Origin of the sequence: Pseudomonas sp. NMI760_13, assembly GCF_021283245.1 — a bacterium.
Classification (GTDB): domain Bacteria; phylum Pseudomonadota; class Gammaproteobacteria; order Pseudomonadales; family Pseudomonadaceae; genus Aquipseudomonas; species Aquipseudomonas peradeniyensis.
Genome location: NZ_JAJSRC010000021.1, coordinates 82365 through 103792, shown reverse-complemented (window position 1 = coordinate 103792; position 21428 = coordinate 82365). Strand labels below are relative to the sequence as shown.

Sequence of the window (21428 nt, the reverse complement as noted above, 5' to 3'; positions counted from 1 at the left end):
GCCGCGAAAGGGCTGCAAAGCAGCCCCCAGCGATATCGAATGATGCTGGGATCCCGAGGCCGCTACGCGCCCTTTCGCGGCACAAGGCCGCTCCTACAGGGATCGTGCATGGCAGGTGGAGCAGGCATCACGAATGCCGGACCACCCGCCGCCGGCAATCCTCCGGCGCCACCTCCCGCCCATCCCGGGCCCGTACCTGCAGCGTCTCCAGCCCTTGGCCACGATCATCGACCAGCTGCGAGCGTGACTCCCCCGCTGTGAACAGGTAGCGCTCCCCCCACTGGCGCAAGCCGATCACGATCGGAAACACCGAGCGCCCCCGTTCGGTCAGCACATATTCCTTGTAGGCGCTGCCATCCGAAGCCGGCTGCTGCACCAGCAGTTCCGCCTCCACCAGCAGCTTCAAGCGCGAAGCGAGGATGTTCTTCGCCAGCCCCAGGTTTTTCTGGAACTCGCTGAAACGGCGCAGGCCATCGAAGGCATCGCGCAGGATCATCAGCGCCCAGCGGTCGCCGAGCACCTCCAAGGCGCGGGCCACGGGGCATTGCTGGTTGTTCTCGTCGAGCATGGCGCGATCCTTGAGTGTCTGTCTGGTTGCAGAATAAAACCACATTTGCTAGAAATCCAGTCAGGTGGTTTTAAATTGAAACCAGAATTGAAAGGGAGTCTTCGATGTCGACGCTCACCCGTGGATTGACGTTGTTGTTGGCCGCTGCCTGCGCCCTGGCCGTGGCCACGGTGTATCTCGCCCAGCCGCTGCTGGAGTCGATGGCGGCGAGCCTTGGGGTGAGCAGCGCCCGCTCCGGCCTGGTAGTGGGGATGACCCAGGCCGGCTATGCCTTGGGGCTGGTGCTGATCGTGCCACTCGGGGACTTGGTCGATCGCAAGCGACTGATCCTCGGCCAGTTGCTGGTCTCGTCCGGCGCCTTGCTGGCCGTAGCCTTTACCGTGGACTGGGCCGTGCTGCTGGCCGCAATGTCCCTGGTCGGCCTGGCAGCGGTGGTGGTGCAAGTGATGGTGGCGCATGCCGCCACATTGGCCTCGCCCGCCGAACAAGGGCAGGCGGTGGGCACGGTGACCAGCGGCGTGGTGCTGGGCATCCTCTCGGCGCGTCTGATATCGGGCACAGTGGCTGACCTGTTCGGCTGGCAGGGTGTCTATGCGGTGGCGGCGGGACTGGCGCTGGCAATGGCGGGGCTGCTCGCCTGGCGCTTGCCTGCCGCCAGGCCGCAGGGGCCAGGGCAGCGCTATGGGGCGTTACTGGCATCGGTGCTGCGGCTGTATCGACATGACCGCCTGCTGCGCCAGCGCGGCCTGTTCGCGGTGCTGGTGTTCGCGGCGTTCAGCGTGCTGTGGAGCGCGATGGTGCTACCCTTGAGCGCCGCGCCACTGGCGCTGGACCATACGCAGGTCGGGTTGTTCGGCCTGGCCGGTGTGGCGGGAGCGCTGGCGGCAGCACGTGCCGGACGCCTGGCCGATCAGGGGCATGCGCGGCGGGTGAGCGGCTGGGCACTGGGCCTGCTGACGCTGTCGTGGCTACCCATCGCCTACCTCGAGCAGTCATTGCTGGCATTGGTGATCGGGATACTGATGCTGGACCTGGCTGTGCAGGCGGTGCACGTGACCAACCAGAGTGTGCTGCTGGCGGGGCGCGGCGAGATGGCCAGCCGGCTGATCGGCGCCTACATGTGCTGTTATTCGCTCGGCAGCGGGGTGGGAGCGGTCGTGGCGACCTGGGTGTACGGGCAGTGGGGCTGGGTGGCGGTGTGCGGCTTGGGGGCGGGGATAAGCGCGCTAGCCTGGGGCTATTGGGGGTATCTCTGGAGCATCGAGACGATGCGCGGCGCGCCCGCTCCAGTCGGAGCAGGCGCGCCTGCGGATCAGAACTTGTAGCCGATACCGACCATGTAGACCCACGGATCGACATCGACGTCGACCTTGGTCTTGCCCACGCCCAAGGCGCTCGGGCCGTCGATGCTGGCCTTGGTGTCGATGTCGACGTACCAGACCGCGGCGTTGAGCAGCAGGTTGTCGGTGAGCATGTAGTCCATGCCCAGCTGGCCGGCGATGCCGACCGAGTCCTTCAGCTTCATGTTGCTGAAGCCCTGGGCCTTGCGGTCGCTGGTCAGGTCTTCATCGAAGAACATCGTGTAGTTGATGCCCACGCCGGCGTACGGCTGGAACTTCGAGGACGGCGCCATCGGGTAGTACTGCAGCGACAGGGTCGGCGGCAGTTGCTTGATGTCGGCCAGCTTGCCGTCCAGGCCAGGGCCGAGGCCCTTGACGCCGACTTTGTGCTGGAACGGGGTGGCGGCCAGCAGCTCGAGACCAATGTGGTCGGTGAGCATGTAGGCGAAGGCCAGGCCCAGCTGGGTGTCGCTGTCCAGGGTTGCCTTGGTGCCCGAGACCTTGGCGCCGTCGAGCTTGATGTCGCCGCTGTTCTCGTTGGGCGCGGTGGTGATGGCGCCGGCGCGGAGGATGAAATCCCCCGCCTGGTGGGCGTGGGCGACAGGGGCTGCAAGCGCCAACGCGACGAGCGAGGCACCGAGCAAGGACTTGTTCATGGAAGCTCCCAGAGGACGTGAGTAATCGAGTAGTCCAATGGTACGAAGCTGACTAAACAGAAAGTTTGACCCAGCTCAAAGAAGCCGTGCTATCGGGGTGACGCAGTGCTCACTTGAGCTCATACGCGTAGATTTTCTCTGCTTCCATCTGGTAACCGGCATCCGCCAGCTCGCTGCTGCTGGCCTTGACCTGCATCGTCCCCTCGATCCAGTAGGGCTGGTACAGGTCTTCGATGCGCACGCCCATCTCGCTGACGATATGCACGATCTGGTTCGACGGCGGTGGCGGCACATGGATGCAGGCGCCGTAGTAGGGCACCAGGAGGAACTCGGTGGTGCGGCCTTCGTCGCTGACTTCCAGCGGCACGATGTAGCCGGGGATCTTCACCTGCTGGCCGTCCAGGGTTTTCACCACCGGTGCGTTGGGCGCCTGCTGGCGGGCGGCGGGGGCCGCCTCGGCGGACAGCGCGTCGCTGATCTGCGACAGGTCGTGCAGGGGCGTCAGTTGTGGCGGGATGACCGGCGCGCCCTCGGGGATCAGGGCGGGCCAGTCCAGTTCGCGCGGGTCGGCGGCCCACAGGGGCAGCGAAGTCATCAGCATGATCGTGAGCAGCAAGTACTGAATGATCGGTGTTGCCTTCTTCGCGGGTAAACCCGCTCCCACAGGAGGTGAGGCGATCCCTGTGGGAGCGGGTTTACCCGCGAAGAGGGCGGTGAAGTCTAGAGTCATGTCTGTCTCTTAAAGATGAATCGACAAACCATCGGCCAACGACTGCCGATAGGCGCGCCAGGCCGGCACGCTGCCCATCAGCAGCGCCGCGCCTAGGATGATGGCCAGCAACGTCCACTCGTGGGCGCTCGGCCAGGCCAGTGGCAGGTATAGCCCATAGTTGGCCTGTACATAGCCTTGAGCCAGGGCGATGCCCGCATACAGCAACCCCAGCCCGGCGGCGATGCCCGCCAGCGCCAGGGCCAGTGCCTCGAGCACCAGTAGCCCGGCGATGTGCCAGGGACGGGCACCCACCGAACGCAGGATGGCCATCTCCCGGCGGCGCTCGTTGAGGCTGGTGAGAATGGCCGTGAGCATGCCGATCAGGCCGGTGAGCACGACGAACAGCGACACCACGAACAAGGCCTGCTCCGCCGTGCCCATCAGGCTCCACAGCTCCTGCAGGGCCACGCCGGGCAGGATCGCCAGCAGCGGTTCGGCACGGTACTCGTTGATCTCGCGCTGCAGGCTGAAGGTGGCGATCTTGCTGTTGAGCCCGAGCATGAAGGCGGTGATTGCTGCGGGCTGCAGGTCCATGGTTCGAGCCTGCTCGGCGCTGATACGCCCGGCACCACGGGCCGGCACGCCGTTGTGCCAGTCGATGTGGATCGCCTCCATGCCGGCCAGGCTGATGTGCAGGGTGCGGTCCACCGGGGTGCCGGTGCGCTCGAGCACGCCGACCACGGTGAACGGCTTGTCGTCATGCTTGACCAGGCTGATGGCGGCTACACCATGCGCCAGCACCAGCTTGTCGCCGAGCTTGTAGTGCAGCGCCTGGGCCACTTCGGCGCCAAGCACCACCTCGAACGGATCGTCGGCGAATGCCCGGCCCTGGTCGAGTGCCAGGTGCTGGCGGCGGCCGAACTGGTAATGGCTGAAGTAGTCGGTGGTGGTGCCCATCACCCGGTAGCCACGGTGCGAGTCGCCCAGGGAGATCGGGATGGCCCATTTCACCCGCGGGTCGCTGGCGTAGTGCTGGTAGCTGTCCCAGCGGATGTTATTGGTGGCGTTGCCGATGCGGAACACCGAGTACAGCAGCAGGTTCACCGACCCCGAGCGGGCGCCGACGATCAGGTCGGTACCGCTGATGGTGCTGGCGAAGCTGGCGCGGGCCTCGGTGCGCACCCGCTCGACGGCCAGCAGCAGGCACACCGACAAGGCGATGGCGAACGCGGTGAGCAGGGCGGTGAAGCGGCGGTTGGCCAGGCTGGCCAAGGCAAGGCGAAGCAGGTACATCAGGCCTCCCGGGGCTTGGCGGCGCGGTTGAGCTCGGCCAGGGACAGGTGCCGGTCGAACAGCGGCGCCAGGCTCTGATCATGGCTGACGAACAGCAGGCTGGCGCCGGCGTCGCGGCATTCGTCGAACAGCAGGCGGATGAAGGCCTCGCGGGTGTCGGCGTCGAGGGCCGAGGTGGGCTCGTCGGCGATCACCAATTCGGGCTGGCCGATCAGCGCCCGTGCCGCGGCGACCCGCTGCTGCTGGCCGATCGACAGGCTGTCGGCGCGGCGGGCGAGCAGGGCCGGGTCGTCCAGGCCCAGGTGGGCGAGCAATCGGGCGGCGGCCTGGTCGATGCTGCCATGGCGCTGGGCGGCGCGGGCCGCGCGGCTTTTCGAGAAGCGGCAGGGCAGCTCGACATTCTCTCGCACCGACAGGAATGGCAGCAGGTTGAACTGCTGGAAGATATAGCCGGTGTGATCGACCCGGAAGCGGTCGCGCGCGCCCTGGCCCAGGGTCGCGAGGTCCTGGCCAAGCAGGCGGATGCTGCCTTGCCCGGGGCGGTTGACGCCACCCAGCAGGCCGAGCAGGGTGGTCTTGCCGCTGCCGCTGGGGCCCTTGAGGAACAGCGCTTCGCCGGGCTCCAGACGAAAGGCCGGGATTTCCAGCAGCGGCGCCTGGCCGGGCCAGGCGAACACCAGATCATGCAGTTCGATCAGCGGCTGGTTCATTCAGAACGCGACCATGGCCTTGGCGGGGGTGGCCTCGACGCCTCTCTGGCCGTTGCGGCCGATCAGTTGCACGTTGATCTTCTGGGTCTGTGGGAAGGTCTTGAACAGCGGGCCGAGGTCGATCTGGGTGAGTTTGCCCGGGGTGGCGCAGGTCAGCTGATAGTGGGCGTTGACGTCGGCGTGCGCGTGACCGTGCTCATGGCTGTCGCCATCCTCGTCGGCGTCACCGAACAGCGGGCTTTCCAGCTCCTGGGCGTCTTCCTTGCAACCGGCGGCCTGTGCAATGCCGAACAGTTTCAGGGGCTGTTCGAGCTGTTGGCGGGCGGCGGCGACCTTGGCCTTGTCGGCATCGCTGCTGGCTACGTGCTCGAAGCCGACGATGTTCATCGCCGGGCTGTCCAGTTCCAGCTCGAGGGTATTGCCGTCAAGCACCGCGTTGAGCTTGGCCACGCCATGCTCGTGGGTGCCTAGGGTGCCATGGGCGTGGTCATGATCATGGTCGTCGTGGGCATGGGCCACGGCCAGGGGCAGCAGGGCGAAGGGCAGGGCGAGCAACAGACGACGCATGGACGGCTCCACAGGCGGCTTGGGATGATTTGTGATGTTATAACAATTGTTCTTTGCCCCGCCAGCCTGTCTGGCACAGGTTTCATGTTCGTGGGAGCATGGCGGCATCGAGCCTGAAAGCAAGGAACCTATCGTGAGAATTCGTGGACAGATCGGTGACTGGCCGGTGGACCTGACCGTTGAGCTGGCGCCGGAGGAGTGGGCACAGTTGGGGCGTCGACTGGAGGTGCCGGCCTCTGTCGAGGCGCTGCCGGTCACCGGCAACCCGGTGCCTCGGCAGGATGACGGGCAGTGGGCGGCAGCGCGTGAAGTGCTGCGCCAGGCGGGCCAGATGGGTGGGCCGGAGCTGCTGGAGCGCCTGGAAGGGCTGGCCGGGAGCGTGGCGGCGGGCAAGCGGCTGCTGGTGCGCTTGCGCCACAGCAGTGAGGTGAAGGTGGAAAGCGGCGTGGATGCGCCGGTGTATCGCTGGGTGGGGTGAGCGATACATCGCGGAGCACGTCTGCTTTCTTGTAGTAAAAGGTGACTTATTGATTTAACTGGAGCGGCGTGGGAGCGGGCTTGCCCCGCGATGCGGTTTATGGCACCGGCTTCGCCGGTGATCGCGGGGCAAGCCCGCTCCCACGGGTTTGCCTTGCCGTGGAGTCAGAACAGCGCAGCGGACAGCTTGCGGCGATACACGCTGACCAGCGGGTGAGCGTTGCCCAGCAATTCGAACACCTGCAGCAGCGCCTTCTGCGGCAAGCCGTTCTCGTAGGCGCGGTTGCGCTGGAACAGCTTCAGCAGCCCGTCCATCGCGGCCTCGTACTGCTGGCGCGCCAACTGCTGGATGCACAGCTGATAGGCTGCTTCGTCGTCCTGCGGATTCTGCGCCAGGCGACTCTTCAGCTCGGCGGCTTCCGGCAGGCTGGCGGCCTGGCGCAGGAAGGTCAGCTGGGCCTTGGCGCCGGCCAGGGCGGCCTTGTGCTCGTCGGTCTTGACCGCGTCGAGCACCACCTGGGCCTCGCCCAGCTCGCCGCGCTCTGCCAGGCAGCGGGCATAGAGGATCAGCGCCTCGGCATTGCTGTTGTCTTCACCCAGCAGCACCTGCAGCAGGGCTTCAGCCTCGCTGAAGCGGCTTTCGGCGAACAGCGTCTTGGCCTGCTCCAGCGGCGCGGCGGCGGGCGGCGCGGGCATCTGCACATGGGGTTCGAGCATGGCGCGGATGGCCGACTCGGGCTGGGCGCCGGCGAAACCGTCGACCGGCTGGCCGTCCTTGAACAGCACCACGGTCGGCAGGCTGCGGATGCCGAACTGGGCGACGACCTGTTGCTCGACGTCACAGTTGATCTTGGCCAGCAGCAGTTCGCCCTGATAACCCTCGGTGATCTTTGCCAGCAACGGCATCAGCGCCTTGCACGGCGCGCACCACTCGGCCCAGAAGTCGACCAGCACCGGCTTGTGGAAGGAGTTCTCGATGACCAGTTGCTGGAAGGTGGCATCGGTGGCATCGAAGATGTACGGCACATCTTTGTTATCAGGAGCTTGGCTCATCGCAACTCTCGCAAATCCGTGAATACCCCCACTATAAGGGCTCGCGGCTGGCATGGTACAGGCTGACCCGGCGGAATTCGTGCGGCTCGGCCAGATCCGGCAGGGTCAGCGCCTCGAGCACGCCGAGCGGGCGATACAGCGGGTGGCTGAAGTCGCGCACCCGCGAATCGGCGACCAGCGCCTGGCGGCCACGGCTGAGGAACTCGTCCAGCAGCGGCAGGTTGGCGCGGTCGTAGAGCACATCGGCGACCAGGATCAGGTCGAAGCGGTCGGTTTCGGCGAAGAAGTCGCTGCTGTAGCTCAGCGTCACACCGTTCAGCGCGGCGTTGGCACGGCAGGCGTTCAGGGCCAGCGGATCGAGGTCGCAGGCCACCACCTCCAGGGCGCCGGCCCGCGCTGCGGCGATCCCGGCGACGCCGGAGCCGGCGCCGAAATCCAGCACGCGCTTGCCGCGCACCCACTGCGGGTGCTCGGCCAGGTAGCGCGCCATGGCCAGGCCGCTGGCCCAGCAGAAACTCCAGTAGGGCGGCTCCTCGAGAATGCGCCGGGTTTCCTCGCGGGTGAATTCGCGGTCCATGTTCTGGTCGTCGATCAACCAGAGTTTCAGGTCGCACCCGGGCAGTTCGCTGACGATCAGCCGCGCTTCGCCGATCAGGCCGCTCAGGGCCTGTTGCAGGGCTGGTGGGGCCATCTACGGTGCCTTTTCGAAACGTAGCGGGCCGGTGGCCTGGGTCTGGGCCTGGGCGATGCGTACCGGCGGCAGGTGCAGGATCAGCTGGCCGGAGCGGCTGGCGCGACCGCGCAGTTCGACGCGGGCTCCGGCGGGGAAGGCTTCGGGGTTGAAGCGCAGGCGGTAGGGCAGGGCCTGGCCAGTGCCGCTCAGGGTACTGCTGGCCAGCAGTTGCTGAGGCCGGCCGCGCTCGTCGATCACCAGCAGGGCCAGTTCGACGTCGGCGCCCGCCGGGATTTCCAGCAGGGTGCCGCTCAGTTCGCGCTGGTAGGCCGGCAGCGGGCCCAGGGGTTCGGTTTTCTTCGCCACCTTGGCCGGCACCGGGGGTGGCGCCTGTTCCGGCTTGGGGCGGTCGCTGCCGCAGGCGGCGAGCAGGGCGGCGCAACACAGCACGACGAGCGCTCGAGGGTGCATGGGGTAGTCCTTCACGGGCAGATTTGCATGGATGGTAAACCCTTTGGCTTGTCTTGCCAGTGCAATGCGCTACCATGGCCCTCCCTTTTTTTGTTGCCTGCCACCATGCACTGTCCGTTTTGCGGTGCCAACGACACCAAGGTCATCGACTCGCGTCTGGTCGCCGAGGGCGAACAGGTGCGTCGTCGGCGCGAATGCGTCGCCTGCGGCGAGCGCTTCACCACCTTCGAAACCGCCGAGCTGGTCCTGCCCCGGCTGATCAAGCAGGACGGCACGCGCCAGCCCTTCGACGAAGACAAGCTGCGCGCCGGCATGCAGCGCGCGCTGGAAAAGCGCCCGGTCAGCGTCGAGCGACTGGAAGCGGCGCTGGCGCATATCAAGAGCCGCCTGCGCGCCACCGGCGAGCGCGAAGTGAAGTCACTGGTGGTCGGCGAGATGGTGATGGCCGAGCTGCGCAAGCTCGACGAAGTGGCCTACATCCGTTTCGCCTCGGTCTACCGGCGTTTCCAGGACCTCGACGAATTCCGCGAAGAAATCGACCGCCTGGCCCGCGAGCCGGCTAAAGAGTAAGCATGTCCAGCCAAGCCATTCTCGACGCCCACTACATGGCCCGGGCCGTGGAACTGGCCCGCAAGGGCCTGTACAGCACCCACCCCAACCCCCGCGTGGGTTGCGTGATCGTGCGTGACGGCGAGGTGGTCGGCGAAGGCTGGCATGCGCGCGCCGGCGAGCCGCACGCCGAGGTCCATGCCCTGCGCCAGGCCGGTGAGCGCGCCCGCGGCGCCTGCGCCTATGTCACCCTCGAGCCCTGCAGCCACCATGGCCGCACGCCGCCGTGCGCCGAGGCGCTGGTCAAGGCCGGGGTGGCGCGGGTGGTGGCGGCCATGCAGGACCCCAATCCGCAAGTGGCCGGCAATGGCCTGCAGCGGCTGCGCGAGGCCGGCATCGAAGTCGCCAGCGGTGTGCTCGAGGCCGAGGCTCGCGCGCTCAACCCGGGCTTTCTCAAGCGCATGGAGCAGGGCCTGCCGTTCGTGCGCGCCAAGCTGGCCATGAGCCTGGACGGCCGCACCGCCATGGCCAGCGGCGAAAGCCAATGGATCACCGGCCCTGCGGCGCGTGCCGCGGTGCAGCGCTTGCGCGCCTGCTCCAGCGTGGTGCTGACCAGCGCCGAGAGCGTGCTGTTCGACAACGCCCGCATGACCGTGCGTGGCGAGGAGCTGGGCCTGGATGACGCGCTCACCGCCCTGGCCCTGTCGCGCCCGCCGTTGCGCGTGCTGATCGACGGGCGCCTGCGTCTGCCGCTGGACGCGCCGTTCTTCCAGGCCGGCCCGACGCTGGTGGTGACTGCTGCCGGTGAAGACCCGCGCTATACGGCCGCCGGCCATGAACTGATCAACCTGCCCGGCAGCGAGGGGCGTGTCGACCTGCCGGCACTGCTGCGTACCCTGGCTGGGCGCGGGGTCAACGAAATCCTGCTGGAGGCCGGCGCCGGCCTGGTCGGCGCTTTCGCCCGCCAGGGCCTGGTCGACGAGTACCAGCTGTTCGTCGCCGGCACCTTCCTCGGCTCCGAAGCGCGCCCGTTGCTGGACTGGCCGCTGTCGAAAATGAGCGAGGCGCCGCGGCTGAAGATCACCGAAATGCGCGCGGTCGGCGATGACTGGCGAGTCACTGCCATCCCCCTGCCGCCCCCCGGCGTATAATGCCAGGCTTGCCTCGCGCAGCCCGTATCTAGGAGAACACCATGTTCACCGGCATCATCGAATCCATCGGCACCATCCGCAGCCTCACCCCCAAGGGCGGTGACGTGCGCGTCTACGTAGAGACCGGCAAGCTCGACCTGGGCGACGTCAAGCTTGGCGACAGCATCGCGGTCAACGGCGTGTGCCTGACCGCCGTCGAGCTGCCCGGCGACGGCTTCTGGGCCGACGTCAGCGTCGAGACCCTCAAGCGCACTGCCATGGTCGATCTCAAGAGCGGCAGCCGGGTCAACCTGGAAAAGGCCCTGACCCCCACCACCCGCCTGGGCGGCCACCTGGTCAGTGGCCACGTCGACGGCGTCGGCGAGATCGTCTCGCGCGCCGATAGCGCCCGCGCCATCCAGTTCCGCGTGCGCGCGCCCAAGGAGCTGGCCAAGTACATCGCCCACAAGGGCTCGATCACCGTCGACGGCACCAGCCTGACGGTCAACGAAGTCGATGGCGCCGAGTTCGAGCTGACCATCGTCCCGCACACCCTGTCCGAAACCATCATGGCCGACTACCGCGCAGGGCGTCGGGTGAACCTTGAGGTCGACCTGCTGGCCCGTTACCTGGAGCGTCTGCTGCTGGGCGACAAGGCCGCCGAGCCGAGCAAAGGCAGTGGCATCACCGAAAGCTTCCTGGCCGCCAACGGCTTCTTGAAATCCTGATTGAGAAGGGGGTGCCGCGTGGCGCTCAACAGCATCGAAGAACTGGTCGAAGACATCCGCCAGGGCAAAATGGTCATCCTCATGGATGACGAAGACCGCGAGAACGAAGGCGACATCATCATGGCGGCCGAGTGCTGCCTGCCCGAGCACATCAACTTCATGGCCAAGCACGCCCGCGGCCTGATCTGCATGCCGATGACCCGCGAGCGCTGCGAAACGCTCAAGCTGCCGCTGATGGCGCCGCGCAACGGCTCGGGCTTCGGCACCAAGTTCACCGTGTCGATCGAAGCCGCCGAAGGCGTCACTACCGGCATTTCCGCCGCCGACCGCGCCCGCACCGTGCAGGCCGCCGCCGCCAAGGACGCCAAGGCCGAGGACATCGTCAGCCCCGGTCATATCTTCCCGCTGATGGCCCAGCCCGGCGGCACCCTGGCCCGCGCCGGTCACACCGAGGCCGCCTGCGACCTGGCGCGCATGGCCGGCTTCGAGCCAAGCGGGGTGATCTGCGAAGTGATGAACGACGACGGCACCATGTCGCGCCGCGCCGAGCTGGAAGTGTTCGCCGCCGAGCACGGCCTGAAGATCGGCACCATCGCCGACCTGATCCACTACCGCATGATCCATGAGCGCACCGTGCAGCGCGTCTCCGAGCAACCGATCGAGAGCGAGCTGGGCCAGTTCAACCTGGTCACCTACCGCGACGCGGTGGAAGGCGATGTGCACATGGCCCTGACCCTCGGCAAGATCTGCGCCGAGGAGCCGACCCTGGTGCGCGTGCACAACATGGACCCGCTGCGCGACCTGCTGATGGTCAAGCAACCGGGCCGCTGGAGCCTGCGCGCGGCCATGAGCGCCGTGGCCGAGGCCGGCAGCGGCGTGGTGCTGCTGCTGGGCCACCCGCTGGACGGCGACGTGCTGCTGGCGCATATCCGCGAGAGCGCGGGCGATGCCCCGGCGAAAGCGCCGACCACCTACAGCACCGTCGGTGCCGGTTCGCAGATCCTGCGCGACCTCGGCGTGCGCAAGATGCGCCTGATGAGTTCGCCGATGAAGTTCAATGCGATATCCGGATTCGATCTGGAAGTTGTAGAATACGTGCCCTCCGAGTGACTTGAGGCGGCATTTTCGCCCCTGGACTCGAGTCCAAACCCTCCCGAGGCCGCCACAGCGCGGCCTCGCTCTTGAAGATGAGAACTCCGGAATGACCCTGAAGACCATCGAAGGTACCTTCATCGCCCCCAAAGGTCGCTATGCTTTGGTGGTTGGCCGCTTCAACAGCTTCGTCGTCGAAAGCCTGGTAAGCGGTGCAGTCGATGCCCTGGTACGCCACGGCGTCAGTGAAAGCGACATCACCATCATTCGTGCCCCGGGCGCGTTCGAAATCCCGCTGGTAGCGCAGAAAGTCGCCCAGCAGGGTGCTTATGACGCGATCATCGCCCTGGGCGCAGTAATCCGTGGCGGTACCCCGCACTTCGAATACGTGGCGGGCGAGTGCACCAAGGGCCTGGCCCAGGTGTCCATGGAGTTCGGTGTTCCGGTGGCCTTCGGCGTCCTGACCGTCGACTCCATCGAGCAGGCCATCGAGCGTTCCGGCACCAAGGCCGGCAACAAAGGTGCCGAAGCTGCCCTGTCGGCCCTGGAAATGGTCAGTCTGCTGGCGCAGTTGGAGGCCAAGTGATTAGCGACGAAAGCGATCGTTTCAACCCGCGCGATCCAAAACCTGCGGATGCCGGCAAGCCCTCGAAGAGCGCCAAGCGTCGCGAAGCCCGCAAGCTCGCCACGCAAGCGCTCTACCAGTGGCACATGGCCAAGCACTCGCTGAACGAAGTGGAAGCGCAGTTCCGGGTCGATAACGATTTCACCGATGTCGACGGCGCCTACTTCCGCGAGATCCTGCACGGGGTCCCGGCGAAGAAGGCCGAGATCGACGAGGCGCTCAAGCCTTGCCTGGACACGCCGCTGGAAGAGCTCGACCCGGTCGAGCTGGCCGTGCTGCGCCTGTCCACCTGGGAGTTCATGATGCGCGTCGACGTGCCGTACCGCGTCGTCATCAACGAAGGCGTGGAACTGGCGAAGGTCTTCGGCGCCACCGACGGCCACAAGTTCGTCAATGGCGTGCTGGACAAGCTGGCTCCGCGTCTGCGTGAGGCGGAAGTCAAGGCGAACAAGCGCTGATCGCGGCGCTGACCAGCCATGGGTGAGTTCGAGCTGATCCGTCACTACTTCGCCGCCGCGCCTTGTGCGCAGGGCGGCGAGGGCGTGGCCCTGGGGATCGGCGACGACTGCGCCCTGCTGGACCTGCCCGCCGGCGAGCAACTGGCGATCTCCACCGACACGCTGGTGGCCGCTGTGCATTTCCCCGCCGTCTGCGACCCGCTGCTGCTGGGCCAGCGCTCGCTCGCCGTGGCGGCCAGCGACCTGGCGGCCATGGGCGCCACGCCCATCGGCTTCACCCTCGCCCTGACCCTGCCCGAAGTCGGCCCGGACTGGCTTGAAGCCTTCGCCGATGGCCTCGGCCGCATGGCCCACCGTTGCCGCATGACCCTGATCGGCGGTGACACCACCCGTGGACCGCTGAGTATCACCGTGACCGTGTTCGGCCGGGTACCGGCGGGCCAGGCCCTGCGTCGCAGCGGCGCGCAGCCGGGCGACCTGCTGTGCGTCGGCGGTTTCCTGGGCAATGCGGCGGGGGCCTTGCCGCTGGTGCTGGGCGAGCGCGAGGCGGCTGCCGAGGTGGCCGGCCCGCTGCTGGAGCACTACTGGTCGCCCTTGCCCCAACTGCAACTGGGCGAGCGCCTGCGTGGCCTGGCCACGGCGGCACTGGATATCTCCGACGGCCTGCTGGCCGACTGCGGGCATATCGCCAAGGCGTCCGGCGTCGCGCTTGAGGTGAACCTGGCGCAGGTCCCCGTGTCTGCTCCTTTACAGGCTTTCCTGGGGCGCGAGGCGGCGGTGCAGGCGGCGCTCACTGGCGGCGACGACTACGTGCTGGCCTTCACCCTGCCGGAAAGCGCACTGACCTCCCTGGCCCGCGAGGTGCACGTCATCGGGCGTGTGCTGCAAGGCCAGGGTGTGACCCTGCGTGACCCGCAGGGCCAGGACATCACCCCCGTGCAGCGGGGCTATCAACATTTCAGGGAGACACCGTGACCGACCACCCCAACCAGGTGCCTGCGGAGTTCGTTCCGCCTTCGGTCTGGCGCAACCCGTGGCACTTCATCGCCTTCGGCTTCGGCTCCGGCACCCTGCCCAAGGCCCCCGGTACCTGGGGGTCGCTGGTGGCGCTGCCGTTCATCCCGCTGTGGCAGATGCTGCCCGACTGGGGCTACTGGCTGCTGCTGGGCATCAGCATGCTGTTCGGCGTGTGGCTGTGCGGCAAGGTGGCCAACGACTTGCGCGTGCACGACCACGAGGGCATTGTCTGGGACGAGATCGTCGGCATGTGGATCACCCTGTGGCTGGTGCCGGAAGGCTGGCAGTGGCTGCTGGCGGGGTTCCTGATGTTCCGCTTCTTCGACATCCTCAAGCCGTGGCCGATCCGCTGGGTCGACCGCCATGTGCATGGTGGGTTCGGGATCATGCTCGACGATATCCTGGCCGGCGTGTTCGCCTGGCTGGGCATGCAGGTTCTGGTGTGGGCGGTGGCCTGATACAGGGAGCGTTGCAATGGCCTTGAGGAGTGTGTTGCTGGCGTGGGTGCTGCTTTGCGCGGTGCCCGGCGTCATGGCGCAGGAACAGCAGGTGCGCCTGGTCAGCGAGGAGTGGCTCGACTACACCAACGCCGATGGCAGCGGGCTGGCCTGGGACGTGCTGCGCCAGGTGTTCGAGCCGGCCGGGGTCAAGGTCAAGGTGCTGAGCGCGCCGTACAGCCGTTCGGTCGGTTTGGTGAAACGGGGCGAGGCGGATGCCTGGGTCGGCTCGTACAAGGAAGAGAACGACGACAACCTCTATCCGCGCTGGCATTTCGACCTGGACCATATCTATGCCCTGGGCCTGGCCGGCAAGCCGCAGCCCACGCTGGACACCATCGGCCAGTACCGCCTGGCCTGGGTGCGTGGCTATGACTACGCCAGTTACCTGCCCAACGTCCACAATTTCCGCGAGGTACAGCGTCGCGAAGGGATCCTGCCCATGCTCGAGCATGACCGGGTGGATTTCTACATCGATGCACAGACCGAGGTCGAGTACGTACTCGGGCAGGCGCCCGAGCCCAAGCGCTTTCGCAGCACCCACGTCGCCGAGCTGCCGTTGTACCTGGCGTTCACCCGCAGTGCGCAGGGCGAGGCCTTGCGTGACCTGTTCGACCGGCGCATGGCGCAACTGGTGCGCAGCGGTGAGTTGAAGCCGATCTTCGAGCGCTGGAAGCAGCCGTATCCGTTCACTGCGGATAGCCAGCCGCATTAGGCTCATGTCGCTGTTCTTGTAGGAGCGGCCTTGTGTCGCGATGGGCTGCGTAGCGGCCCCAGCAATTTTGATGCTGGCTCGGAATCTGGGGCCGCTGCGCGCCCCTTTCGCGGCACAAGGCCGCTCCTACAGGATTTGGTCCTTGTTCCATAAGCATCGAACATTTCGATCTTAAGCCACCATATTCCTCCTGCGCACCTGCGCCGGGCTGCTGATACAATCGGCCGATCTGAAAAATCCTACTATCCAGGAGCACAACGTGCCCGTCGTCTTTGTTGCCGCCTCTAAACTCCCGACGCCCTTTGCGATCTTCACCATGCATGGCTTCCTCGACGAAGCTACTGGCCGCGAGCACGTGGTGCTCAGCCTGGGTGACATCGCGGACGGCGAGCCGGTGCTGGGGCGCCTGCACTCCGAGTGCCTGACTGGCGATGCCCTGTTCAGCCAGCGCTGCGACTGCGGCTCGCAACTTGAAGCCGCGCTGCAGGCCATCGCCCGCGAAGGCCGTGGCGTGCTGCTGTACCTGCGTCAGGAAGGCCGTGGCATTGGCCTGCTGAACAAGATCCGCGCCTACGAGCTGCAGGATGGCGGCGCCGACACTGTCGAGGCCAACGAGCGCCTGGGCTTCGCCGCCGACCAGCGTGACTACGCCATGTGCCTGCCGATGCTCGAACACCTGGGCGTGAAATCGCTGCGTCTGATGACCAACAACCCGCGCAAGGTCAAGGCCCTGACCGACATGAGCATCAAGGTTGCCGAGCGCGTGCCGCTGCACACCGGTCACAACCCGCACAACCGCCTGTACCTGGCCACCAAGGCCGACAAGCTTGGCCACATGATGGGCAACAAGCACCAGGGCGAGGTGCCCCAGGCGTGACCCGCGGCGAGGTGAAGCGGCGGCTGGCCCTGGCCTGGTGGCAGTACCTGGCCATGGGCTTGTTGCCGTTGCCGATAATGGCCTGGGCGTTCGGCGGCGGTGAGCCGCTGATCCCGGTGCTGGCCATGCCCTTGTTCATCGCCGGGGCCGCGACCATGTTCCTCAGCCTGCCGCGCTTCGGCGCCTACAAGCGGGCATTGATCGCCACCGACAAGCAGCTGGGCACGCCGGACGAACCCGCTGCCTGGATCGAGTTGGCGCGGGTTCGACGCCTGGCCATGCTGTTCGCCTGCTTCCCGGCCTGGGTCGCTGCACTGTCGGTGTTGGTCGGGCTGGAGGCCGTGCCGCAGATCCTCCTCGCCTTGTCTACTGTGGTGCTGCTGTACCTCTACCGTATTCCGCGCCAGCTCGGCTGATGCGGGCGCTTCTCGCCTCCTTCGCATTGCTGTGCCTCGGTACCCTGGCCGAGGCCGGGCCACGGGTGGTCAGCCTGGCGCCGTCGATGACCGAGATCGTCCTCGAGCTGGATGCTGATGACCTGCTGGTGGGCCTGCTGGACGCGGGTGAGCGTCCGCCGAGCCTTCAGGACCTGCCCTCGGTCGGGCGCCATGGCCAGCTGGACATGGAGCGCCTGCTCAGTCTCAAGCCTGACCTGCTGCTGCTCTGGCCTGGCAGCGTTGCACCGGCCCAGCGCGACCAGCTCAAGCGCCTGGGTATCGCCACGTTCAGTGGCGAGCCCGGCGACCTCGACCAGTTGATCGAGCAGATCGAAGCCATCGCCCGGCGCCTCGGGCGGGACGAGCAGGGTCGCGCCTATGCCGCCGGCCTGCGTGATCGACTGCAGGCGCTGCGCGAGCGCTACCGGCGCGACACGCCGCTGCGGGTGTTCTATCAGGTCTGGGACAAGCCGCTGTACACCTTGGGTGGACGCCAGGTGGTCAGCGATGCCTTGCGCGTCTGCGGGGCGCGCAATGTGTTCGACGACCTGACCCAGCCTGCGCCGCAGGTCAGCGTGGAGTCGGTGCTGTTGCGCGATCCCGAGGTGATCCTGGCGGGTGACGCGGCGCAGCTGGCCAGCTGGCGTAGCTGGCCGCAGTTGAGCGCCGTTAAGGGGGAGCGCTTGCTGGTGGTGCCGGACAAGGGACTGGAGCGGCCCAGCGGGCAGATGATCGAGGCTACCGCCCGGTTGTGTGCGCTGTTGGAGGCTAGAGGGTCGGTGTCCAGGTAAGGCTCAGCAGCCAGGTGCGGCCTTCTTCGCGATAGCCGTACTGGCTGCCATCGAAGCTGTAAAGGGCACGGCTGTAGTGCTTGTCCAGCAAGTTGTCCAGCTTCAGCTCCAGCCTCACCTCGTCGGTCAGGGCCATGCCGCCGCGCAGACCGAGTAGTCCGTAGCCACCGATGCGATTGTTGTTGGATGGATCGTCGTAGCTGCCGCTGACGGCTTGCCAGCTCGCACCCACGTTGAAGCGTTCGAACTGTCGATCCAGGTCCAGGCTCAACGTGCGTCGAGCGCGCCGTTGCAGGGTATGGCCGCTTTCACGGTCGCGGGGATCGATCATGCTCAGGCCCAGCTGAGAGGTCCAGCCAGCCCACTCCTGCATTAGCGACAACTCCAGGCCGTTGATGCGTGCGTTGTCGACATTGCCGGGGCGCCTGCGCGTGGGGTCGTAGTTGATCGCGTCGCGCAGGTCGGTGCGATACAGCGAGGCTTCCAGGCGAGTATGGCTGGCCAGTTGGCTGCGCCATTGCAGCTCGTAACTCTTCGAGTGCTCGGGACGCAGGTCCGGATTGCCGTACTGCACGTCATACAGGTCGTTGAAGGTCGGGGCGCGGAATCCTTCGCTATAGGACACCAGCACATCATTGCGTGGATTCAAGGGGACGGTGAGGCTGGCGTTCCAGGTGGTCTGCTCGCCGTACTGCTGGTTGCGATCGTGACGCACGCCAAGCTCGCTGGAAAAGCGTTCCCCCGCGAAACGGTACTGGGCGAAGATCGCGCGGTTCCAGCGGCTGTCCTCGCTGAAGTTCGCCGTGCCGTGGAAGCGGTCCTGATACCAGTCGCCACCGAGCATCAGCTGGTTGCGCTCGTCCAGGGCAAGCTCGTTCTGCCAGGTGACCTGATCACGATAGGTGTTGTAGATGAAGCGCTGGTCGCTGAGCTTGTCGCGCTTGTCGTCGCGGTTTTCGCTGTGGCCCAACTCCAGCCTGGAGTGCCAGGTGTCATTAAGCTGGACGTCGAACCATGAGCCCAGGCTGCTGACGCTGAAGTCAGTGTAGGGCTGCTGTGGATAACTCAGCCAGGTGACATCATCCAGCCGTCCGTACGGATTGTCGTATTCACTGCGCCCGCAGCTGTCGAGCAGGTTCAACCCGGCTTCGAAACGCTCGTTGAAGGTGTGGCTCAGGTTCAGGTTGAGCGAGCGGTTGCGATAGGCGTCATGGTCGCCATCGCTGGCATACGACGGCCCGGTCGAATCGATGCCAGCGGTTTCGTCGAGGCTGGCGCCGAGGTTGAAGCGGGTCGCGCCATCACCGCCCGACAGCCCCAGGCTGCGTTGCCAGGTCTGATTGCTGCCGGCGGCCAGGCGCAGGCGCGGTTGCAGGCCCTGGCCGTCACCACGGCGGGTGAAGATCTGGATCACCCCGCCAATGGCGTCGCTGCCGTAGATCGCTGAGCGCGAGCCGCGCAGCACTTCCACACGTTCGATCTGGTCGATGCCGAGGAACTGCAGGGCGCTGTCGCCGGAGGTGGCATTGGCAATGCGCACGCCGTCGACCAGCACCAGGGTCTGGGCGGCCTTGGTGCCGCGGATGAAGATGCCGGGCAGGCTGCCGCGACCGCCGGTGGGTGCGACCTGTACGCCGGGAACGCGGGCGAGCAGGTCGGTGACGCCGCTGGGTTGCAGGCGATCGATATCGGCACGGGTGAACACCGTGTTGGCGGCGCTGGTGGCGGTGCGTGACTCGACCTGGCGGCTGGCGCTGATCAGTACGTCGGGGAGTTTCAGGGCGTCATCGCGCTCGGCGGCCAGCAGGAATGTAGGGGCGCAGAGGAGTGCGGCACAGGCGGATTTTTTCATGGGCAGTTCCATCGCATTCGCGGGTAAACCCGCTCCCACAGGATCTCCACAGACCTTGAATACTGTGCAGTCCTGCTCCCACAGGATCTCCACAGACCTTGAATACTGTGCAGTCCCTGTGGGAGCGGGTTTACCCGCGAAAGGGCCCTAGAGGCCGAGCTTGGCCATCCGGGCTTTGACGGAGGCTTCGATCCCCGCCACATCCAGCCCACATTCAGCCAACATCTGCGCAGGCTTGGCATGCTCGACATAGATGTCCGGCAGACCCAGGTGCAGCAGTGGCTTGACCACGCCCTCGCGGGCCAGGAACTCGCCGACGGCGGCGCCGGCACCACCCATGATGGCGTTCTCCTCGATGGTCACCAGCAGTTCGTGGCTGGCGGCCATCTCCAGCACCAGCGCCTCGTCCAGCGGCTTGACGAAACGCATGTCGACCACGCTGGCGTCGATCTGCTCGGCCACCTGCAAGGCTTCGGTCAGTTGCACGCCGAACACCAGCAGGGCGACCTTGCCGCCCTGGCGGCGGATCACTCCCTTGCCGATCTCCAGTGGTTCCAGATCGCCGCTGATCGGCGCGTTGGGGCCGGTGCCGCGCGGGTAGCGCACGGCGGCCGGGCCCTTGTAGTGGTGGCCGGTGCTGAGCATCTTGCGCAGCTCGTTCTCGTCGCTGGGGGTCATCACCAGCATGCCGGGGATGCAGCGCAGGTACGAGAGGTCGTAGGCGCCGGCGTGGGTCGGGCCGTCCTCGCCGACCAGGCCGGCGCGGTCGATGGCGAACAGCACATCGAGGTCCTGCACCGCCACGTCGTGGATCAGCTGGTCATAGGCGCGCTGCAGGAAGGTCGAGTAGATCGCCACCACCGGCTTGGCGCCCTCGCAGGCCATGCCCGCGGCAAAGGTCACCGCGTGCTGTTCGGCGATGGCGACGTCGAAGTAGCGCTCGGGATAGCGTTCGCTGAAGTCGATCAGGTCCGAGCCTTCCTTCATTGCCGGGGTGATGCCCACCAGGCGGTTGTCGGCGGCGGCCATGTCGCACAGCCACTGGCCGAACACCGAGGCGTATTTTGGCCCGCTGGCTTTTTTCGGCGCGACCGGCTTGTCGGCCGGCTCCAGCTTGGTGATCGCGTGGTAGCCGATCGGATCGACCTCGGCCGGGGCGAAGCCCTTGCCCTTCTTGGTCACCACATGCAGGAACTGCGGGCCCTTGAGGTCGCGCATGTTGCGCAGGGTGGCGATCAGGGTCGGCAGGTCGTGGCCGTCGATCGGGCCGATGTAGTTCCAGCCCAGTTCCTCGAACAGGGTGCCGGGCACCAGCATGCCCTTGGCGTACTCTTCGGTGCGACGGGCGATCTCCCAGGCCCCGGGCAGGCGTGACAGCACTTTCTTGCTGCCTTCGCGCATGCTGGCGTAGGTGCGGCTGGAGAGGATCTTGGCCAGGTAGTTGGACAGGCCGCCGACGTTGCGCGAGATCGACATGTCGTTGTCGTTGAGGATGACCAGCATGTTGGCATCCACTTCCTGCGCGTGGTTCAGCGCCTCGAAGGCCATGCCGGCGGTCAGCGCGCCGTCGCCGATCACGGCGATCGACTTGCGCGGATCGTTCTGCAGACGGGCGGCGATGGCCATGCCCAGCGCGGCGCTGATCGAGGTGCTGGAATGACCGACGCCGAAGGTGTCGTACTCGCTCTCGCTGCGGCGCGGGAAGGCGGCGATGCCGTCCTTCTGGCGCAGGCTGAGCATGCGCTCGCGGCGGCCGGTGAGGATCTTGTGCGGGTAGGCCTGGTGGCCGACGTCCCACACCAGCCGGTCGTCCGGGGTGTCGAAGACGTAGTGCAGGGCGATCGTCAGTTCGATGACGCCCAGGCCCGCACCAAAATGCCCACCGGTCTGCCCCACGGTATAGAGCAGGTCCTGGCGCAGCTCGTCGGCCAGGGTCTCCAGGTCGGCTTCGGCCAGCCGGCGCAGGCCGGCGGGCGTGTCGGCGCGGTCCAGCAAAGGCGTGACCGGGCGTTCGCGGGGGATCTCTTGAAACGTCGTGGGCATCAGGCGTGTCGTTATAGGTGTGAAGACGCGGCAGTTTACCCCATTGTAGGAAAAGCTGCCCATTCGGACGGGTGTGCAGGAAGCTCAATGCAGCGCA

General features: G+C 66.5%; 25 protein-coding genes. 14 read left to right on the top strand and 11 right to left on the bottom strand.

Annotated elements, in window-relative coordinates; genetic code table 11:
* Positions 1 to 127 precede the first annotated feature (127 nt).
* Positions 128 to 568 (bottom strand): winged helix-turn-helix transcriptional regulator, encoded by a 441-nt coding sequence (locus LU671_RS20225; protein WP_232856666.1) that lies wholly within the window; start codon positions 566 to 568, stop codon positions 128 to 130.
* A gap of 104 nt (positions 569 to 672) precedes the next feature.
* On the opposite strand from LU671_RS20225, the gene LU671_RS20220 reads away from it, so the two are divergent.
* Positions 673 to 1893: an MFS transporter gene (locus tag LU671_RS20220; protein WP_232856665.1), complete on the top strand. Its 1221-nt coding sequence runs from the start codon at positions 673 to 675 to the stop codon at positions 1891 to 1893.
* Here the strand turns inward: LU671_RS20220 and LU671_RS20215 are convergent.
* From LU671_RS20215 to LU671_RS20195, 5 genes are all read right to left on the bottom strand, one after another.
* Positions 1881 to 2564, bottom strand: a complete 684-nt coding sequence (locus LU671_RS20215; protein WP_028690266.1) for an OmpW/AlkL family protein — start codon at positions 2562 to 2564, stop codon at positions 1881 to 1883. The genes LU671_RS20220 and LU671_RS20215 overlap by 13 nt on opposite strands.
* 109 nt (positions 2565 to 2673) lie before the next feature.
* On the bottom strand, positions 2674 to 3165 hold the full coding sequence (locus LU671_RS20210) for a DUF3299 domain-containing protein (protein ID WP_232856670.1): 492 nt from the start codon (positions 3163 to 3165) through the stop codon (positions 2674 to 2676).
* A gap of 138 nt (positions 3166 to 3303) precedes the next feature.
* On the bottom strand, positions 3304 to 4569 hold the full coding sequence (locus tag LU671_RS20205) for an ABC transporter permease (RefSeq protein ID WP_062361877.1): 1266 nt from the start codon (positions 4567 to 4569) through the stop codon (positions 3304 to 3306).
* On the bottom strand, positions 4569 to 5279 hold the full coding sequence (locus LU671_RS20200; RefSeq protein WP_232856664.1) for an ABC transporter ATP-binding protein: 711 nt from the start codon (positions 5277 to 5279) through the stop codon (positions 4569 to 4571). Before LU671_RS20200 ends, LU671_RS20205 begins: the two co-directional genes overlap by 1 nt.
* The gene (locus tag LU671_RS20195) at positions 5280 to 5846 is read right to left on the bottom strand and encodes a DUF2796 domain-containing protein (RefSeq protein WP_232856663.1); all 567 of its coding nucleotides are present in this window, start codon (positions 5844 to 5846) and stop codon (positions 5280 to 5282) included.
* A 133-nt stretch (positions 5847 to 5979) separates the two neighbouring features.
* On the opposite strand from LU671_RS20195, the gene LU671_RS20190 reads away from it, so the two are divergent.
* Positions 5980 to 6324: a hypothetical protein gene (locus LU671_RS20190; RefSeq protein WP_232856662.1), complete on the top strand. Its 345-nt coding sequence runs from the start codon at positions 5980 to 5982 to the stop codon at positions 6322 to 6324.
* Between the two features lie 164 nt (positions 6325 to 6488).
* On the opposite strand, the gene trxA is transcribed toward LU671_RS20190, so the two are convergent.
* Genes trxA through LU671_RS20175 form a run of 3 tightly spaced genes read right to left on the bottom strand, consistent with a single transcriptional unit; the run spans position 6489 to position 8520 of the window.
* Positions 6489 to 7376 (bottom strand): thioredoxin, encoded by an 888-nt coding sequence (trxA, locus tag LU671_RS20185; RefSeq protein WP_232856661.1) that lies wholly within the window; start codon positions 7374 to 7376, stop codon positions 6489 to 6491.
* A 31-nt stretch (positions 7377 to 7407) separates the two neighbouring features.
* Positions 7408 to 8067: a class I SAM-dependent methyltransferase gene (locus LU671_RS20180; RefSeq protein ID WP_232856660.1), complete on the bottom strand. Its 660-nt coding sequence runs from the start codon at positions 8065 to 8067 to the stop codon at positions 7408 to 7410.
* The gene (locus tag LU671_RS20175; protein ID WP_232856659.1) at positions 8068 to 8520 is read right to left on the bottom strand and encodes a hypothetical protein; all 453 of its coding nucleotides are present in this window, start codon (positions 8518 to 8520) and stop codon (positions 8068 to 8070) included.
* A gap of 105 nt (positions 8521 to 8625) precedes the next feature.
* Here LU671_RS20175 and nrdR point away from each other — a divergent pair, with 105 nt between their 5' ends.
* The 12 genes from nrdR (at position 8626) to LU671_RS20115 (ending at position 17436) form a co-directional block, all read left to right on the top strand.
* On the top strand, positions 8626 to 9090 hold the full coding sequence (gene nrdR / locus LU671_RS20170; protein ID WP_009685710.1) for a transcriptional regulator NrdR: 465 nt from the start codon (positions 8626 to 8628) through the stop codon (positions 9088 to 9090).
* Positions 9091 to 9092: 2 nt separating this feature from the next.
* Positions 9093 to 10220 carry a bifunctional diaminohydroxyphosphoribosylaminopyrimidine deaminase/5-amino-6-(5-phosphoribosylamino)uracil reductase RibD gene (ribD, locus tag LU671_RS20165; RefSeq protein ID WP_232856658.1) on the top strand — a complete coding sequence of 376 codons (1128 nt, stop codon included), beginning with the start codon at positions 9093 to 9095 and terminating at the stop codon, positions 10218 to 10220.
* 41 nt (positions 10221 to 10261) lie between these two features.
* On the top strand, positions 10262 to 10927 hold the full coding sequence (locus tag LU671_RS20160; protein WP_050703585.1) for a riboflavin synthase: 666 nt from the start codon (positions 10262 to 10264) through the stop codon (positions 10925 to 10927).
* Between the two features lie 18 nt (positions 10928 to 10945).
* Positions 10946 to 12037, top strand: a complete 1092-nt coding sequence (gene ribBA / locus LU671_RS20155; protein WP_050703586.1) for a bifunctional 3,4-dihydroxy-2-butanone-4-phosphate synthase/GTP cyclohydrolase II — start codon at positions 10946 to 10948, stop codon at positions 12035 to 12037.
* 91 nt (positions 12038 to 12128) lie between these two features.
* Positions 12129 to 12605: a 6,7-dimethyl-8-ribityllumazine synthase gene (gene ribH / locus LU671_RS20150; protein ID WP_003255395.1), complete on the top strand. Its 477-nt coding sequence runs from the start codon at positions 12129 to 12131 to the stop codon at positions 12603 to 12605.
* Entirely contained in the window at positions 12602 to 13102 is a 501-nt protein-coding gene (nusB, locus tag LU671_RS20145; RefSeq protein WP_203650064.1) for a transcription antitermination factor NusB, read from the top strand. The genes ribH and nusB overlap by 4 nt, the downstream gene beginning before the upstream one ends.
* A gap of 18 nt (positions 13103 to 13120) precedes the next feature.
* A complete protein-coding gene (thiL, locus tag LU671_RS20140) occupies positions 13121 to 14077 on the top strand; it encodes a thiamine-phosphate kinase (protein ID WP_203650066.1) in 957 nt (318 codons plus the stop codon).
* A complete protein-coding gene (locus tag LU671_RS20135) occupies positions 14074 to 14577 on the top strand; it encodes a phosphatidylglycerophosphatase A family protein (RefSeq protein WP_023632630.1) in 504 nt (167 codons plus the stop codon). Before thiL ends, LU671_RS20135 begins: the two co-directional genes overlap by 4 nt.
* Positions 14578 to 14593: 16 nt before the next feature.
* Entirely contained in the window at positions 14594 to 15331 is a 738-nt protein-coding gene (locus LU671_RS20130; RefSeq protein WP_203650068.1) for a substrate-binding periplasmic protein, read from the top strand.
* Positions 15332 to 15590: 259 nt separating this feature from the next.
* Positions 15591 to 16208, top strand: coding sequence for a GTP cyclohydrolase II (ribA, locus tag LU671_RS20125; protein ID WP_011531972.1), 618 nt, complete (start codon positions 15591 to 15593; stop codon positions 16206 to 16208).
* Positions 16205 to 16624 (top strand): MFS transporter, encoded by a 420-nt coding sequence (locus LU671_RS20120; RefSeq protein WP_203650070.1) that lies wholly within the window; start codon positions 16205 to 16207, stop codon positions 16622 to 16624. The genes ribA and LU671_RS20120 overlap by 4 nt, the downstream gene beginning before the upstream one ends.
* Complete coding sequence (locus LU671_RS20115) at positions 16624 to 17436, top strand: cobalamin-binding protein (protein WP_232856657.1); 813 nt, start codon at positions 16624 to 16626, stop codon at positions 17434 to 17436. Before LU671_RS20120 ends, LU671_RS20115 begins: the two co-directional genes overlap by 1 nt.
* Here LU671_RS20115 and LU671_RS20110 read toward each other — a convergent pair.
* Both LU671_RS20110 and dxs read right to left on the bottom strand, forming a co-directional pair.
* Positions 17414 to 19288, bottom strand: a complete 1875-nt coding sequence (locus LU671_RS20110; RefSeq protein ID WP_232856656.1) for a TonB-dependent receptor plug domain-containing protein — start codon at positions 19286 to 19288, stop codon at positions 17414 to 17416. The genes LU671_RS20115 and LU671_RS20110 overlap by 23 nt on opposite strands.
* Positions 19289 to 19435: 147 nt before the next feature.
* Positions 19436 to 21331, bottom strand: a complete 1896-nt coding sequence (dxs, locus tag LU671_RS20105; protein ID WP_232856655.1) for a 1-deoxy-D-xylulose-5-phosphate synthase — start codon at positions 21329 to 21331, stop codon at positions 19436 to 19438.
* Positions 21332 to 21428: the final 97 nt, after the last annotated feature.

Excerpts from the sequence above, each read along its gene's own strand:
- LU671_RS20225 (WP_232856666.1), bottom strand. The coding sequence starts at position 568 with ATGCTCGACGAGAACAACCAGCAATGCCCCGTGGCCCGCGCCTTGGAG.
- LU671_RS20220 (WP_232856665.1), top strand. The coding sequence starts at position 673 with ATGTCGACGCTCACCCGTGGATTGACGTTGTTGTTGGCCGCTGCCTGC.
- LU671_RS20215 (WP_028690266.1), bottom strand. The coding sequence starts at position 2,564 with ATGAACAAGTCCTTGCTCGGTGCCTCGCTCGTCGCGTTGGCGCTTGCA.
- LU671_RS20210 (WP_232856670.1), bottom strand. The coding sequence starts at position 3,165 with ATGCTGATGACTTCGCTGCCCCTGTGGGCCGCCGACCCGCGCGAACTG.
- LU671_RS20205 (WP_062361877.1), bottom strand. The coding sequence starts at position 4,569 with ATGTACCTGCTTCGCCTTGCCTTGGCCAGCCTGGCCAACCGCCGCTTC.
- LU671_RS20200 (WP_232856664.1), bottom strand. The coding sequence starts at position 5,279 with ATGAACCAGCCGCTGATCGAACTGCATGATCTGGTGTTCGCCTGGCCC.
- LU671_RS20195 (WP_232856663.1), bottom strand. The coding sequence starts at position 5,846 with ATGCGTCGTCTGTTGCTCGCCCTGCCCTTCGCCCTGCTGCCCCTGGCC.
- trxA (WP_232856661.1), bottom strand. The coding sequence starts at position 7,376 with ATGAGCCAAGCTCCTGATAACAAAGATGTGCCGTACATCTTCGATGCC.
- LU671_RS20180 (WP_232856660.1), bottom strand. The coding sequence starts at position 8,067 with ATGGCCCCACCAGCCCTGCAACAGGCCCTGAGCGGCCTGATCGGCGAA.
- LU671_RS20175 (WP_232856659.1), bottom strand. The coding sequence starts at position 8,520 with ATGCACCCTCGAGCGCTCGTCGTGCTGTGTTGCGCCGCCCTGCTCGCC.
- nrdR (WP_009685710.1), top strand. The coding sequence starts at position 8,626 with ATGCACTGTCCGTTTTGCGGTGCCAACGACACCAAGGTCATCGACTCG.
- ribD (WP_232856658.1), top strand. The coding sequence starts at position 9,093 with ATGTCCAGCCAAGCCATTCTCGACGCCCACTACATGGCCCGGGCCGTG.
- LU671_RS20160 (WP_050703585.1), top strand. The coding sequence starts at position 10,262 with ATGTTCACCGGCATCATCGAATCCATCGGCACCATCCGCAGCCTCACC.
- ribH (WP_003255395.1), top strand. The coding sequence starts at position 12,129 with ATGACCCTGAAGACCATCGAAGGTACCTTCATCGCCCCCAAAGGTCGC.
- thiL (WP_203650066.1), top strand. The coding sequence starts at position 13,121 with ATGGGTGAGTTCGAGCTGATCCGTCACTACTTCGCCGCCGCGCCTTGT.
- LU671_RS20130 (WP_203650068.1), top strand. The coding sequence starts at position 14,594 with ATGGCCTTGAGGAGTGTGTTGCTGGCGTGGGTGCTGCTTTGCGCGGTG.
- LU671_RS20115 (WP_232856657.1), top strand. The coding sequence starts at position 16,624 with ATGCGGGCGCTTCTCGCCTCCTTCGCATTGCTGTGCCTCGGTACCCTG.
- LU671_RS20110 (WP_232856656.1), bottom strand. The coding sequence starts at position 19,288 with ATGAAAAAATCCGCCTGTGCCGCACTCCTCTGCGCCCCTACATTCCTG.
- dxs (WP_232856655.1), bottom strand. The coding sequence starts at position 21,331 with ATGCCCACGACGTTTCAAGAGATCCCCCGCGAACGCCCGGTCACGCCT.